A 13284-nucleotide genomic window follows, 5' to 3' on the forward strand; every position below is an offset into this window, starting at 1 on the left:
CGCCCTACTCGGGGACATCCAGCTGATGCCACTCGACATTTCCGTAGACGTCCTCGGACGGGGGCTCACGCCGCGCGATACCGACTATCTCGTAATCCCTGTCCCCGCGGGCTTCGGCGAGCATGCGCAACAGCGCCGTGCCCACGTTGCCGGATGCGCCGGTGACAGCGATCCGCCTAGCCACGTGCCACCTCGTGGTCCGGTGCGTCCGCGTCCCGACCCTCACGGCTGCGGGCGTAGGCACTGGCCCGCAGTGTGGCCAGCCATCCCGGATACAGCTTCACCTCCGGCGCGGCATTCACCACCGGATCGAACGAAATATCCTGTCCCGCTCCAAGTTCGACGATCCTGTTCAACGACAGTCGGGCCAGTTCCCGAAAATCGGAGCTACCGCATGCCTGCTCGAGCGATACTGCGATGCCGCCGTTGTCGATGCCGTCACGGACCCTGTCGAGCGACAGCCCCATTCCTTGCAGATCGGTGTCGATTCGCGCCCGCAGCCACCACTTCTTGCCGCCGTAACTGAGCGGCATCAGCGTGGTCATGTTCTGGTGTGACCACGACGTGACAGGCCGCAGCGCCAGGGCCCGGGTCACGAACCCCGATCCCGCAGAGACCAGCAGGATGTCCCAGGGTTGGTCCCCGGACTCGAGACGGATGGCAAGTCCGATGAAGTCGGGTAACACGCTCGGTGTGCCGGTGGCTTTGGAGAACCGGGCGACGACATCGCAGCTGCGCACCGGTAGTCCCTCGCCCTCCGGCGCGATACGCGTGAGGGAACCGTGGGCGATCAAACCCAATGGGTGAAAAAACCGCTTGCGTCTCAGTGCGGAACCCCACCGGAAAGGTGTCGCGATCAAATCAGGAACGTTCACCGGCGGCGGGTTCCCCGTCTGCGCACCCGAAAACCTCGGTGAACCGGATCGGGCTCTGCTACGTGTGCTCAATAGTCGGGGCCCGACCCGCACGACTGGCGCGCCACAGAATCATTCATTAAGTTAACGATTAAATAAATGAAGAGATAGTTCGACCGCCCGACGCCACCAGCCGGTGGTTTCACTTCTCGTCGAAGGGGTACCAACGCGTGAATCTGAGCCGTCCCGGATCAGCGGCCGCCGGTAGTTGCGAGGGAGCCGCTGTGGGAGATGTACGTGACTTTTCGCGAGTCGCACTTGCGGAAGCCGCAAGTCAGAGCGTTGCCGGCCTGCCATCGATCGCTCACTTCGATTCGTGGAGAACGAGTTTGCGCCGCGCAGTACTGAACGAGGTGGAAGACTTCGTCGCCGCACGCTGCAGCGACAACTTGGTTGACTGCGGCGTGGACGTCGCCGGCAACATCCTCCTCGAATTCGTCAAAGGGGGGAAGTGCCTGCGCTCGACGTTCATGTACCTGGGCTGGTTGTGCGGGGCGCCGGCCAGCGACGCGGCCCTGTCGGCGACGTCCAGTCTTGAACTACTGCATGCTTTTGCCCTGCTGCAAGACGACGTGATGGACGATTCGCCGTCGCGGCGGGGGCTGCCGGCGGCACACATGCAGTTCACCCGATGGCACAGCGAGCACGGCCTGTCCGGCTGCTCCCGTCGGTTCGGCGAATCCGCCGCGGTGCTGTTAGGTGACCTGTGCCTGATCTGGGCCGAGCAGATGCTGCGCGATTGTGGCCTGAGCCGTCATCAGCTGCAGCGTGCCTGGCCACGCTACGACGCGATGCGGACCGAGCTGGCGGTGGGCCAGTTCGCTGACCTGGTGCTGGACCTGCGCAGGTTGCCCACGCTGGACGCGGTGCTCAATGTCGCTCGGCTCAAGTCCGGGAACTATACGGTGCGCCGGCCACTGGAGATCGGCGCGGCGATGGCCGGCTGCAGCGACCGCACCCTGGCCCGGCTGGGCGAATACGGCAGCGCGGTGGGTGAAGCGTTCCAACTTCGTGACGACGTCCTGGGCATCTTCGGATCTCCGTCGACCACGGGCAAACCGAACGGCGGCGATCTGCTGGAACGCAAGGCCACCAGCGTCATGGTCGCGGCATACGAGCTGGCCGACGGTGCAACCCGCCGGCAGTTCGGCGACCTGATCGAAAGCCATCACCTCACCGACGACGACCTCGAGCACTGGCGGGGACTGATTTTCGCGACGGGCGCGGTGCAGCGAATCGAAGAACTCATCGCAGATCGGGTAGCGATCGCCCGGAAAGCTCTGGACAATAGCGGAATCGACGGCACGATGAGTGGCGCACTGGCCAGTATGGCCGGAGTGTGCACGCGGCGCGCCGCATGATGGGGCGGGGGTGGTGATGATGCGTACCGTGGGAGGCCGCACCGATCGGGTGGTCGTCGTCGGTGCGGGATTTGCCGGACTGTCGGCGGCCCTGCACCTGGCCGGGCGGGAACGGGAAGTCACGGTGGTCGAACGCGAACCGTGGCCGGGCGGCCGGGCCGGGCGCCGCGACATTGGCGGCTACCTGATCGACACCGGGCCGACGGTGCTCACCATGCCCGACATCATCGACGAGGTATTCGCCGCCGTCGGTGAGTCCCTCGAGCAGCGCATGGACCTGTTGCCGGTAGACCCGGCCTACCGCGCCATGTTCGCCGACGGCGCCGGCCTCGATGTACACACCGATGCCGAGCGGATGACCGCCTCGGTGCGCGAGTTCGCCGGAGCGCGCGACGCCGACGGTTATCGCGCGCTGCGCGTCTGGCTGGATCGGCTCTACCGGACGGAGTTCGACGGCTTCATCTCCGCCAACTTCGATTCACCTTTGTCGATGCTGACGCCGCAGCTGGCCCGCCTCGCCGGCATGGGTGGGTTCCGCCGCTGGGAAACCATGGTCAAGCGCCACATCAGCGACCCCCGGCTGCGACGGGTGTTCACCTTCCAGGCGCTCTACGCCGGGGTGGCGCCCCAGGACGCGCTGGCCGTATACGCCGTGATCGCCTACATGGACACCGTGTCGGGCGTCTTTTTCCCGCGCGGTGGTGTGCGGGCGCTTCCCGACGCGCTCGCCGCTGCCGGGCGAGACGCCGGGGTGCACTTCCGTTACGGAGCGACGGTCACCTCGCTGGAGCGCAGCGGCGACCGCGTCAACGCGGTCGTCACCGCCGACGGCGAGCGCATTGCGTGTGACGCGGTGGTGTTGACCACCGAGCTACCGCTGACCTATGAACTACTGGGCCGTCGGCCAAAGCGTCTTTTGCCGCTCAGAGCCGCGCCGTCGGCGGTGGTGATGCATGTGGGCTGCCGCGCTCTCGATCCCCCGCCGGCACACCACACCATTCTGTTCGGTGACGCGTGGGATCAGACGTTCACCGACATCATCCGCGATGGTCAGCTGATGCGGGATCCGTCACTGCTGGTCACCCGCCCGACCGCCAGCGATCCCGCCCTGGCCCCGGCGGGACGTGATCTGCTCTTCGTGCTGGCACCGGCACCGAACCTGGACCGCGGTCGCATCGACTGGTCGACCACCGCTGCGCCCTACACGCAGACCATGCTGGAGGCCGTGGAGCAACGGCTGTTGCCCAATCTGGGCGACAGTGCCGAGGTTTTACACGTGGACACACCCGCCGACTGGGCGCGGGCGGGCATGGCGGCGGGCACGCCGTTCGCCCTGGCCCATACGTTCGCGCAGACCGGACCGTTCCGGCCGGCCAACCTGGTACGAGGTATCGAGAACGCAGTGCTGGCCGGGTCGTCGACCACCCCCGGCGTGGGCGTTCCCACTACCCTGATATCCGGGCGGTTGGCCGCGGACCGTATCACCGGCGTCCCGAACCGCAGTTCCACGCAACTAGATCTGAAAGCCCGACTTCCATGATCCGCACCGAATTGGACGCCGCCGGCATCGACGATCCCGACTTGCGGGCCGCCTATCGCACCTGCCGGAAGATCGCCGCGCAAAACGGCCGCACCTACTTCCTGGCCACCAGGTTGCTCGCGCCGGACCAGCGCCCGGCGGTGCACGCGCTGTACGCCTTCGCCCGCCTGGCCGACGACATTCTCGACGAGTTCAATCCCAACCTGGACGCCGGCGCGCGCGGCGAGCGGCTCCAACTGCTGTCCGAGCGCTTCTTCGCCGGCGGTGACCAGCGCGACGAGCCGGTGCTGGCGGCGGTCGACGATACCGTAAACCGCTACCAGATCTCGACCGAGCTGTTCCGGGATTTCCTGGAATCCATGCGCATGGACCTCACCGTCACCGACTATCCGGACCGCCCGGCGCTCAACCGTTACATGCGTGGTTCGGCGGAAGTCATTGGCCTGCAGGTGCTTCCGGTGCTCGGGACGGTCACCGACGCTACCGAAGCAGCACCATACGCCGAGGCGTTGGGCCGGGCGTTCCAGTTGACCAACTTTCTGCGGGACGTCGACGAAGACCTGATGCGCGACCGGATCTACCTCCCGGCCGACGAACTCGCCGCACACGGTGTCGATCGCGAGTTGATGCTGTGGTGTCATATGCATCGCCGCACCGATGCCCGGGTACGCGACGCCCTCGCGGAGCAGCACAAGATAACCCGCGACATCTACCACTTCGCCGCCCAGGGGATTGATCTGCTCGCGTCGCGGTCACGCCCCTGCGTGGCCACCGCGTTGACGCTCTACTCGGAAATCCTGGACCGCATCGAGGACAGTGGCTTCGCCGTGTTCAGCCACCGCGCGACCGTCGGCAAGGCCCGCCGCGTCCAGGTTGCCGGCAGTGCCCTGTTCCAGTCCTGGCGAATCCGGCGGTCACCGGCTGAACGGCGGAAGCCCGGTGCTGCGTGAGCGACCACTGGCAATATCTGATCGTGCTGGGGCTGTGCCTGCTGATCACCTTGCCGCTGGAGATATTCGGCGAAGGAGTGTATCGCCGGCCCGGCCGCCTGATACGCGCCATCGCCCCGTTCGCTGCGGTGTTCCTGGTCTGGGACGCGGTCGCGATCGCCGCCGGAATATGGTGGTATAACGGCAAATACCTGATCGGCGTGGACCTGCCTCCACGTATTCCGATCGAAGAAGTGCTGTTTTTCGTGGTGATTCCGGTGTGCGGATTGCTCACCTATAACGCGGTGAGCACCATCCTCAACTGGAGCCGGCGTCGATGACCGGACTGGGTTACACCGTTCCGGCGGTGGTGTCGGTGCTGGCGGTGTGCGCCCTCGAGTTCACGGTGTTGCGCACCGGGCTGTTCCGTCGCCTGGCCTACTGGCTGTCGATGGTGATCGTGCTGGGATTCCAGGTTCCGGTGGATGGCTGGCTCACCAAGCTCAGTGCCCCCGTGGTCATTTACGACCAACGGCAGACCAGCGGGCTGCGATTCCCGTTCGACATTCCCGTCGAGGACTTCTTGTTCGGCTTCGCTCTGGTCACCGGGGTGTTGCTGTTGTGGGAGTATCAACGTGTACGGCGGTGATCATGGATAAAGCAGGCCTTGCCCGGGGCGACGTGCCGGACGCGTTCGACGTCGGCGCGGACGCTTACGACCAACTGGTGGGTGCAAACCCCGGGTACCACAAGAACCTCCGGCGGTCGGTGCAGCGCATGGGATTGCCCGACAACGGTCGCGGGTTACGGTTGCTCGATGCCGGTTGCGGCACCGGCGCTTCCACCGCCGCACTGCTGGCCGAGGCTCCCGAAGCCGAGATCGTCGCCGTTGACGCATCCCGCGGCATGCTGGCGGCGGCGCGGGCCAAACCGTGGCCGCCATCGGTCCGGTTCGTGCACACCCCCATCGAAGAACTCGGCGAACACGGCATCACCGGCCCGTTCGACGGCATCCTCGCGGCCTACCTACTGCGAAATCTGGCCGACCCGGACCGCCAGCTGCAAGCTTTCCGCGACCTGCTGCGGCCGGGCGGAAGGCTGGCGGTGCATGAATACTCGGTGCGCGATTCCCCTGTCGCCACGCGGATCTGGCACGCGGTGTGCTGGGGCATCATCATTCCGTCCGGGTGGTGGCGAACCCGCAGTACCACCCTGTACCGGCACCTGTGGCGTAGCGTGCTGACCTTCGACGGCGCAGCGGCGTTCCGTCAGCGGATGTCCGACGCCGGATTCTGCGACGTCCACACCGAAACGATGCCAGGCTGGGAACGCAACATCGTCCATACTTTTATCGGGGAGGTGCCGAGATGACCGACCGCCGCCGCGAACGACATCTGGCCACACCAGGCCTGGCCGATGCCCACGCACTGTCGTCACGCCCGCGGGTCGTGGTTGTCGGTGCCGGCATCGCCGGGCTGACGGCCGCCACCGGGCTTGCCGAGCGGGGTGTCGACGTCGAGGTGGTGGAAAAGGAACCCTATCTCGGCGGGCGGGTCGGCGGATGGACCGAACAGCACGACGGCACCCACCTGCCGATGAACCGGGGATTTCACGCCTTCTTCCGCCAGTACTACAACCTGCGGAACTTGCTGGGCCGCGTCGATCCGCAGCTGCGGATGCTCACTGCCGTAGCGGATTATCCGCTGATCGACGGCGCGGGCCGTCGTGACACCTTCCGCGGACTGCCCCGCACACCGCCGTGGAACGCGCTGGTATTCGCGTTGCGCAGTCCCACGTTCCGGCTATCGGATCTGGCACGCATCGACGCCCGGGCATCCGCGCCGCTGGCCGCGGTGTCGGTCCCCGACATCTACCATCAGCTTGATCACGTCGACGCCGAAACGTTCTTGAAAAGCATTAATTTCCCCGAGTCAGCGCGACACCTCGCGTTCGAAGTGTTCTCCCGCAGCTTCTTCGCCGAGCCGACACAGCTCTCGGCCGGCGAACTGGCCACGATGTTCCACATCTACTTCCTGGGATCCAACGAGGGACTCATCTTCGATGTGGCCAATGCCAACTTCGATACCGCCCTGTGGAATCCGTTGCGGGACTACCTGATTAAACGGGGTGTGCAATTCCGGCTCGGCACGGCGGTACTGCGCGTCGACACCGCGAACACCGGGTTCACGGTACACACCGACGACGAGCGGCTGCAGGCGGACGCGGTGGTGCTGGCGCTCGATGTGGGCGGCCTGCAAAAGATCACGTCCGCATCAGCGAGCCTGGCCAACGACCTGTGGCGGGCCCAGATCCGGCGGCTGGGCACCGCTCCTTCGTTTGTGGTTCACCGGTTGTGGCTGGACCGACCCGTCAGGTCCGACCGGGCCGCGTTCCTGGGCACCGCCGGCCATCCACCGCTGGACAACATCAGCGTGCTGGAGCGTTACGAAGCCGAGGCCGCCGCCTGGTCCCGCCGCACCGGTGGTTCTGTCGTCGAGTTGCATTGCTATGCAATGGATTCCGCGACTCCGAAGGACGCAGCGATCGAGCAGCTGCACAAGCTCTACCCGGAAACCGCTGCGGCCGGCGTGATTCACGAACTCGTGCTGCGCCGAAGCGACTGCCCGCTGTTCACCCCGGGAACCTACACGCGGCGGCCGACAGTCGCCACGCCGCAACCAGGCCTGGTGCTGGCGGGTGACGGCATTCGCGTCGACCTTCCGGTGGCGTTGATGGAACGGGCCGCAACGACGGGCTGGGTGGCCGCCAACCAGTTGCTGGCGAGCTGGGGAGTGTCGGGGCACGACCTGTTCACGGTGCCCACCCGCGGACGCTCGACGCTGCTGCGGACGCTGGCGCTGCGGCAACGGCGAGGACAGTCATGAGTGTCGGCGATCAGCTGCGGGAACGCTGGCCGAAGGACTGGCCGCTGCAATTGGTGCCGCGCGCGCCGTGGACCGCGCAGCGTCCCACCTACGGTCAAGCGCAGCCGGCAATCATCAACGCCGCGTTGGAACGGTCGCAACGGCGGCCGACGGGGAATTGGTACGTACTGTGCGCCAGCCGCGACGTGCGGCAGACTCGGCCACTCGGCGCCAGCATCGCCGGCGTCGAACTCGTCGCCTGGCGCAATCAGCTGGGCCGCCTGACGGTGGGTCCGGCCGCTTGCCCGCATCTGGGGGCAGACCTGGCCACCGGCACGGTGTCCGACGGAGTCCTGTTCTGTCGCTGGCATGGCCTCGCCCTCGACGGCACCGGATGCAAGCTCGGATGGGCCCCGCTGCCCAGCTACGACGACGGTGTTCTGGCCTGGGTGCGACTCGACTCGGTGGGCGGGGAGGCGCCGCTGGACGTGCCGGTGATCCCGGATCGCCCTACCGGTACCACGCTGTCCGCAGTCGCCAAGGTCGTCGGCACCTGCGAACCGCAGGACGTCATCGCCAACCGCCTCGACCCCTGGCACGGCGGATGGTTCCATCCCTACTCCTTCACCAGGCTCGAGGTGCTCACCACTCCGACCGAGGACGACGACCGCTTCGTCGTGTCGGTCACCTTCCGGCTCGGGCGCTTCGGCGTGCCCACCATCGCGGAATTCACCTGCCCCGAAGCGCGCACCATCGTGATGCGCATCGTCGAAGGCGAAGGCGCCGGTAGCGTCGTCGAAACCCACGCGACGCCAATAGGTCCGGGGCCCGACGGCCACCCCCGGCTAGCGGTGATCGAAGCCGTCGTCGCGCACTCCCAACGTCCCGGGTTCAAAGCGGCGCGCAACGTGGCACCGCTGGTCACCCCACTGATGCGCTACGCCGCCAACCGGCTCTGGCGCGACGATCTGGCGTACGCGGAACGGCGCTACCGCTTGCGCAGCGGCGACTGAGCGCTGCATGTCACTTCAATCCTTTAGGCTCAATCAGCGGTCCTCTAGGCTGAATCAGCGATGAGAAGAAAATATTTCGCCGTTGTCGTCGCCACCGTGGCCGCGCACTTCGCCTACCTCGCTTACCTGCCGAGCGGCGGTTTTCTGGCATTGCGCTGGCGGCGCACCTTCTGGCTGCACCTGCCGACCGTCTGCTGGGGCGCGGCGGTGGTGACACTGAATCTTCAGTGCCCGTTGACTTCACTGGAAGACTGGGCCCGCACCCGGGCCGGCATGGACGCCCTGCCCGAAAACGGGTTCATCGGCCGCTACGTCGACGGTGCCGTCGTGCCGTCCAACCGCACCGGAACCGCGCAAGCGCTCGCCTTCACCGCTGCCGCGCTTTCCTGGATCGCGTTACTGATCCAGGGACGGCGGGTACCCGCGTGAGAAACCGACGACGAGGAGCGAAGTCACTTGAGCGACCACGAACTGCGCAAAGGCGACAAGGTCGAGTGGAGGAGCCACGGTAACGACGTCAAAGGCACGGTGGAGCGAAAGATCACCTCGGACACCGAGGCGGCCGGGCGCACCGTGCGGGCTTCCGAGGAGGACCCGCAGTATCAGGTCCGCAGCGACAAGACCGGTAAAGACGCCGTGCACAATCCGGATGCGCTGCGCCGGGAACGCTGACGAGCCCGCGTGGCGACCACCGCCGACGACACCACGTGGACGGAATTTCACCAGCAAGTCAATATGACCGCGAGCGAGCTCGAGAAGTGGCTCGAGACAAAGCAATCACAGGCTGTGGGCCAGAAAAGCGGGGGCGAAGAATCTACCGGCCACGCCAGCGGCAGGCGCATCGTCGCGATCCTGCGGTCCAAGCGCGCCGACCTCAGCGACGACGATTACGCCCACATGCGCAAGGTCACCGGATACACCAAGCGGCACCTCGCCCAACGCCCCAGCGGCGACATCCGCGACACGGCTTGGCGTTATTCACTGATGAACTGGGGTCACGACCCGACCAAGCGGTGAAGCCGCGCTACCGGCTGACGCAACATTCGGGCGAGCACGCCGTACTCTGGACCGTTGATGAAGGGGTGCGAGTAAGTGACCAAACGCGGCGCGAGTGAGCCGCCGCCGAGGCGGACGGAGCTGGAGAAGCAGCTGTCGGCCGACATTCGCGCTATCACTGCCCGATCTGATCGGGTTGGCCGCCACTATGCCCGCGTCAACGATGTCAGCAACAGCGATTTCCACGCCCTACTGCACATCATGGTGGCCGAGACGGCAGGAGCGCCGCTGACCCTCGCGCAGTTGCGGCAACGCATGGATGTCTCGCCGCCGGCCATCACCTACCTGGTTGACCGGATGATCGAGGCCGGCCACATCCGGCGCGAACCGGATCCCGAAGACCGCCGAAAGTGGCTCCTGCGCTACGAAAGCCGCGGCATGACACTGGCGCACACGTTCTTCATGCCGCTTGGCGCACATATCAGGGCCGCGCTGGCCGACATGCCCGACCAGGATCTGCTGGCCGCACACCGGGTGTTCACAGCGATGATCGACGCGATGTCGACATTCGAGGACGAAATGTCGGCAGGCGAATCTCGCGACTCAGCGGAATTCGGTCGAGGCGCCGCGACCACCCGGCGCAGGGCCGCTCGGTCGGACGGGTCCAGGCCTTGACAGCAGCCGCTGCTCGATCAGCTCCGCGCCGCGCGCTACTCCCCCGGTCGCGGCGAAACCATCCGACACCCGACGCGCTCCACCAGACATCGCCATCGCCGTGCCGACGGCGACCCGCAATCGTGCCGGCGTGAGCCGCTTCGGAGGAAGCCGCGTACCGCAGCCGGCCACCTCGACGCGTCGTGCCACCTCGGCCTGATCACGCGCGAACGGCACCACACAGACCGGCACACCCCGATCCAGAGCTTTCACGGTGGTTCCCATCCCGCCATGGGTGACGACGCACACCGCGCGATCGAGCACCGCACCGTGCGGCAGGAACTGACACACCGTCGCATTCGGCGTCCGCGGCAGGCCCGGGGGAACACCGGCCGGGAAGGTCGCCACCACGTGCACCGGTTCATCAGCCAATGCGCGCAGAGCGACTTCCCCCAGCCTCGCGTCGGCCTGGGCGATCGAGGACGTGCTGATTAGCACGATGGGCTGGTCGATGGCGTCCAGCCAGTCCGGTGCCGGCACCGCAGCCGGTTCGAACACGCACGCGCCGATGAAGTGCACGGCATCTGCCCAGTCGGGGTGTGGATATTCGAACGGCTCCCCGCCGACCGCCAACAGCAACGGCGCCCGGCGCATCAGCTCATCCACCGAGCCGATGGGCGGGACGCCCAGGCCGGCACGAAGAGCGTTGATCCTCGGCAGCACCGGGCGATCGAAGAGATATCTGACAAAAGGCCGCATCGACGCGTCACGGATCTGCCCGGCCGGCCCGGACAGCGGCCGCAGGCCGGGGCCGAACGGCGGCGCTGATCGTGATCGCAGGTAGGGGGTGAACGGTGAGAACACCGTCCATGGCAATCCGCCCGCGTCGGCCGCCGAAATCGCGCCCCAGCAGTTCGCGTCGACGATCACCGCCTCGGGCCTCACCTGGGCAACGGCCCGGGCGAAATCGTCTACCTCGATCACCGCGCGTCGGCACAGTACATCGATGGACCGTTTGAGCACACCTAGAGCGTTGTGCGCCAGAAAGTCCTGCCCCACGATGGCCTCGATCCGGGGATCGACCGCCTCGGTGTGCACTCCGAGGGCGCGCATACCGCCGACCTCGCTGCTCATCGTGCGCAGGTGAACCTGGTGACCGCGCGTGGTCAACTCCGTCAGCATCGCCATCATCGGGAACAGATGACCCAACGCGGGTGAACCGTAAGCCAGGATCACTGCCACGAGTCCACCTAGCCGATGGGTAGTGCACCAAGGGTGCGCAGTGCGGGCAGATCGGCGGCACCGCACCCGTGCAGACAGATGCGCAACTCGTCGAGAAATCCCTGCAGCCACAGGGTCGCGGCATCGGCGGACTCGATCGCGGCCGGCAACAGCGGACGCGCCACGGCCACCACGTCGGCGCCCAGCGCGAGTGCCTTGGCAGCGTCCATGCCGCTGCGGATTCCGCCGGAGGCGACCAGCGGAATGTGCGGAAGGGCCGCACGCACCTCGAGCAGCGCCTGTGCGGTCGGTATACCCCAGTCGGCCAGATCGGGATAGCGCAGTTCGCCGTAGCGAACCAACTGCTCGACACGCGACCATGACGTGCCGCCGGCACCGGCGACGTCGATGGCCGCAACGGGCGCCTCCCCGGTCAAGCGCAACAAGTGGGCTACCGCGGTCGCGCCGATACCGTGACCCACCTCCTTCAACAACACGGGGTAATCCAGCATCGGGGCCAGGTCGTGCAGCCTGTCCAGCGAGCCCACGAAATCGGTGTCGCCATTGTGCTGCATTGCCTCTTGCAACGGATTGGTATGCACCGCAAGTACATTCGCCCCGACACGGTCCAGCGCTTTGACGATCTCGGGCACTGCTTGCTTGACGAACTGAGACAGGCCGATATTTCCCACCAACAGTACGTCAGGTGCCACATCCCGCACGGCGAAGCTGGGTGCGGCCTGCTCACCCAGCGCACTGTCGAGCATGACCCGCTGCGAGCCCAGCATCATCCCGATACCCAGTCGTTGAGCGGCAGTCGCCAGATTCCGGTTGATGGTGCCCGCCAGCTCGGCACCACCGGTCATGGCGCCGACCAGCATCGGCGCGCGCAACCGGGTCCCGAGGAAGTCCACCGAAAGGTCGATATCGGCCAGGCTGGTCTGGGTCAGCCCGTTGTATGGCAGCCGATAACGTTCCAGGCCGGTCGTGACGCCGTGATAGGTCACATCCCCGTCCAGGCAGACGTCGATGTGGCGGAGCTTGCGGGAAGCCATTTCCCGCCGTTCGGACATCACCGGACCCTACACCTCGGCGCAGCGACCGCGGCATCGCTGACGGTCGTCGCGGGCGGGCACACTTTCAGACCTCGGCCCTCGGCTTGACCGGCACGGCGATTTCGTTGCGGCGCAACGCCGGAACGGTCCAGGGCGGGTCGTAGAACCAAGCGGCCGGCGAGTCGGTGGCTTCGAATCCGAACTCGCCCAGCGTGCTCATCAAGTGCTCGGTGTGCGATTCCACGGCGCGACGGGTGGGGATACCGGAGAACCGGTGCACCGCAACGGTCACCGGCGGCACACTCACCAGTTTGACGTCGTCGTCGTCGGGCTTGGGCAGCGTGTCCATGGTCTTGTGGGACGGCATGAAGAACTGGATCACCCACTCGCCTTCGCCGCGCGATTCTTGCGCAACCGGCGCCGTCATCGCAACCTTTTCGCGGTCGTTGTTCGCGCCAAAGATGTAACGGGCAATCCGACGGAAACCGACGTTGCGTGCGGACTCTTCGTCCGCGACGACCGTCGTCTCGGCCGCGATCCGATCACCGTAGTGGCGGATCTCGACGTCTCGAGACAGCTTTTCGGTGCTGTGAGCGGGTTCTTCGGTGCCGTTGCGGTAGCCCACCACCGATCCCGCCGCATCGACGAACTGCCCCACCACTGAACCAATCGATTTGAGCACGGTCGCCTCTTTCCTGGTCGATTTTCATCGTGTCGCGATTTCTCGGCGCCCACAA

The 13284-nt window shown here is 66.3% G+C and carries 17 protein-coding genes; 12 read left to right on the top strand and 5 right to left on the bottom strand.

All coding sequences use genetic code 11. The features are described from left to right. Positions 1 to 4 precede the first annotated feature (4 nt). Together ACX9NE_RS17375 and ACX9NE_RS17380 are read right to left on the bottom strand one after the other, a co-directional pair. Positions 5 to 184, bottom strand: coding sequence for an NAD-dependent epimerase/dehydratase family protein (locus ACX9NE_RS17375; protein WP_459362927.1), 180 nt, complete (start codon positions 182 to 184; stop codon positions 5 to 7). Next, on the bottom strand, positions 177 to 875 hold the full coding sequence (locus tag ACX9NE_RS17380) for a phosphodiesterase (RefSeq protein ID WP_459362928.1): 699 nt from the start codon (positions 873 to 875) through the stop codon (positions 177 to 179). The genes ACX9NE_RS17375 and ACX9NE_RS17380 overlap by 8 nt, the downstream gene beginning before the upstream one ends. 329 nt (positions 876 to 1204) lie before the next feature. Here ACX9NE_RS17380 and ACX9NE_RS17385 point away from each other — a divergent pair, with 329 nt between their 5' ends. The 12 genes from ACX9NE_RS17385 to ACX9NE_RS17440 all read left to right on the top strand — a co-directional run bounded on the left by ACX9NE_RS17385 (position 1205) and on the right by ACX9NE_RS17440 (position 10292). Next, positions 1205 to 2275, top strand: a complete 1071-nt coding sequence (locus tag ACX9NE_RS17385) for a polyprenyl synthetase family protein (RefSeq protein WP_459362988.1) — start codon at positions 1205 to 1207, stop codon at positions 2273 to 2275. Between the two features lie 19 nt (positions 2276 to 2294). After that, positions 2295 to 3815: a phytoene desaturase family protein gene (gene crtI, locus ACX9NE_RS17390; protein ID WP_459362929.1), complete on the top strand. Its 1521-nt coding sequence runs from the start codon at positions 2295 to 2297 to the stop codon at positions 3813 to 3815. Beyond that, positions 3812 to 4765, top strand: a complete 954-nt coding sequence (locus ACX9NE_RS17395) for a phytoene/squalene synthase family protein (protein ID WP_459362930.1) — start codon at positions 3812 to 3814, stop codon at positions 4763 to 4765. The genes crtI and ACX9NE_RS17395 overlap by 4 nt, the downstream gene beginning before the upstream one ends. Continuing rightward, the gene (locus tag ACX9NE_RS17400) at positions 4762 to 5085 is read left to right on the top strand and encodes a lycopene cyclase domain-containing protein (protein WP_459362931.1); all 324 of its coding nucleotides are present in this window, start codon (positions 4762 to 4764) and stop codon (positions 5083 to 5085) included. The genes ACX9NE_RS17395 and ACX9NE_RS17400 overlap by 4 nt, the downstream gene beginning before the upstream one ends. Further along, positions 5082 to 5393, top strand: a complete 312-nt coding sequence (locus ACX9NE_RS17405) for a lycopene cyclase domain-containing protein (RefSeq protein ID WP_459362932.1) — start codon at positions 5082 to 5084, stop codon at positions 5391 to 5393. Before ACX9NE_RS17400 ends, ACX9NE_RS17405 begins: the two co-directional genes overlap by 4 nt. Before the next feature lie 2 nt (positions 5394 to 5395). Beyond that, positions 5396 to 6115: a class I SAM-dependent methyltransferase gene (locus ACX9NE_RS17410; protein ID WP_459362933.1), complete on the top strand. Its 720-nt coding sequence runs from the start codon at positions 5396 to 5398 to the stop codon at positions 6113 to 6115. Beyond that, positions 6112 to 7629 carry a hydroxysqualene dehydroxylase gene (locus ACX9NE_RS17415; RefSeq protein ID WP_459362934.1) on the top strand — a complete coding sequence of 506 codons (1518 nt, stop codon included), beginning with the start codon at positions 6112 to 6114 and terminating at the stop codon, positions 7627 to 7629. The genes ACX9NE_RS17410 and ACX9NE_RS17415 overlap by 4 nt, the downstream gene beginning before the upstream one ends. Continuing rightward, positions 7626 to 8621 (top strand): DUF5914 domain-containing protein, encoded by a 996-nt coding sequence (locus ACX9NE_RS17420; RefSeq protein ID WP_459362935.1) that lies wholly within the window; start codon positions 7626 to 7628, stop codon positions 8619 to 8621. The genes ACX9NE_RS17415 and ACX9NE_RS17420 overlap by 4 nt, the downstream gene beginning before the upstream one ends. Positions 8622 to 8681: 60 nt before the next feature. After that, entirely contained in the window at positions 8682 to 9050 is a 369-nt protein-coding gene (locus tag ACX9NE_RS17425) for a DUF2784 domain-containing protein (RefSeq protein WP_459362936.1), read from the top strand. Positions 9051 to 9077: 27 nt separating this feature from the next. Further along, entirely contained in the window at positions 9078 to 9293 is a 216-nt protein-coding gene (locus ACX9NE_RS17430) for a hypervirulence associated TUDOR domain-containing protein (protein WP_459362937.1), read from the top strand. 9 nt (positions 9294 to 9302) lie between these two features. Then, positions 9303 to 9638: a DUF3140 domain-containing protein gene (locus ACX9NE_RS17435; protein WP_459362938.1), complete on the top strand. Its 336-nt coding sequence runs from the start codon at positions 9303 to 9305 to the stop codon at positions 9636 to 9638. Between the two features lie 75 nt (positions 9639 to 9713). After that, positions 9714 to 10292, top strand: coding sequence for a MarR family winged helix-turn-helix transcriptional regulator (locus ACX9NE_RS17440; RefSeq protein ID WP_459362939.1), 579 nt, complete (start codon positions 9714 to 9716; stop codon positions 10290 to 10292). Here ACX9NE_RS17440 and ACX9NE_RS17445 read toward each other — a convergent pair. The 3 genes from ACX9NE_RS17445 to ACX9NE_RS17455 form a co-directional block, all read right to left on the bottom strand. Beyond that, positions 10221 to 11513, bottom strand: a complete 1293-nt coding sequence (locus tag ACX9NE_RS17445; RefSeq protein ID WP_459362940.1) for a glycosyltransferase — start codon at positions 11511 to 11513, stop codon at positions 10221 to 10223. The genes ACX9NE_RS17440 and ACX9NE_RS17445 overlap by 72 nt on opposite strands. Before the next feature lie 8 nt (positions 11514 to 11521). Continuing rightward, positions 11522 to 12565: a type 2 isopentenyl-diphosphate Delta-isomerase gene (gene fni / locus ACX9NE_RS17450; RefSeq protein WP_459362941.1), complete on the bottom strand. Its 1044-nt coding sequence runs from the start codon at positions 12563 to 12565 to the stop codon at positions 11522 to 11524. A 67-nt stretch (positions 12566 to 12632) separates the two neighbouring features. Beyond that, positions 12633 to 13229, bottom strand: a complete 597-nt coding sequence (locus tag ACX9NE_RS17455) for an SOUL family heme-binding protein (RefSeq protein WP_459362942.1) — start codon at positions 13227 to 13229, stop codon at positions 12633 to 12635. Between the last annotated feature and the right edge of the window lie 55 nt (positions 13230 to 13284).

It is taken from the genome of Mycobacterium sp. ML4, assembly GCF_054515735.1.

Coding starts and splice junctions, on each gene's coding strand:
- crtI (WP_459362929.1), top strand. CDS start 2,295: ATGCGTACCGTGGGAGGCCGCACCGATCGGGTGGTCGTCGTCGGTGCG.
- ACX9NE_RS17395 (WP_459362930.1), top strand. CDS start 3,812: ATGATCCGCACCGAATTGGACGCCGCCGGCATCGACGATCCCGACTTG.
- ACX9NE_RS17405 (WP_459362932.1), top strand. CDS start 5,082: ATGACCGGACTGGGTTACACCGTTCCGGCGGTGGTGTCGGTGCTGGCG.
- ACX9NE_RS17410 (WP_459362933.1), top strand. CDS start 5,396: ATGGATAAAGCAGGCCTTGCCCGGGGCGACGTGCCGGACGCGTTCGAC.
- ACX9NE_RS17415 (WP_459362934.1), top strand. CDS start 6,112: ATGACCGACCGCCGCCGCGAACGACATCTGGCCACACCAGGCCTGGCC.
- ACX9NE_RS17420 (WP_459362935.1), top strand. CDS start 7,626: ATGAGTGTCGGCGATCAGCTGCGGGAACGCTGGCCGAAGGACTGGCCG.
- ACX9NE_RS17425 (WP_459362936.1), top strand. CDS start 8,682: ATGAGAAGAAAATATTTCGCCGTTGTCGTCGCCACCGTGGCCGCGCAC.
- fni (WP_459362941.1), bottom strand. CDS start 12,565: ATGTCCGAACGGCGGGAAATGGCTTCCCGCAAGCTCCGCCACATCGAC.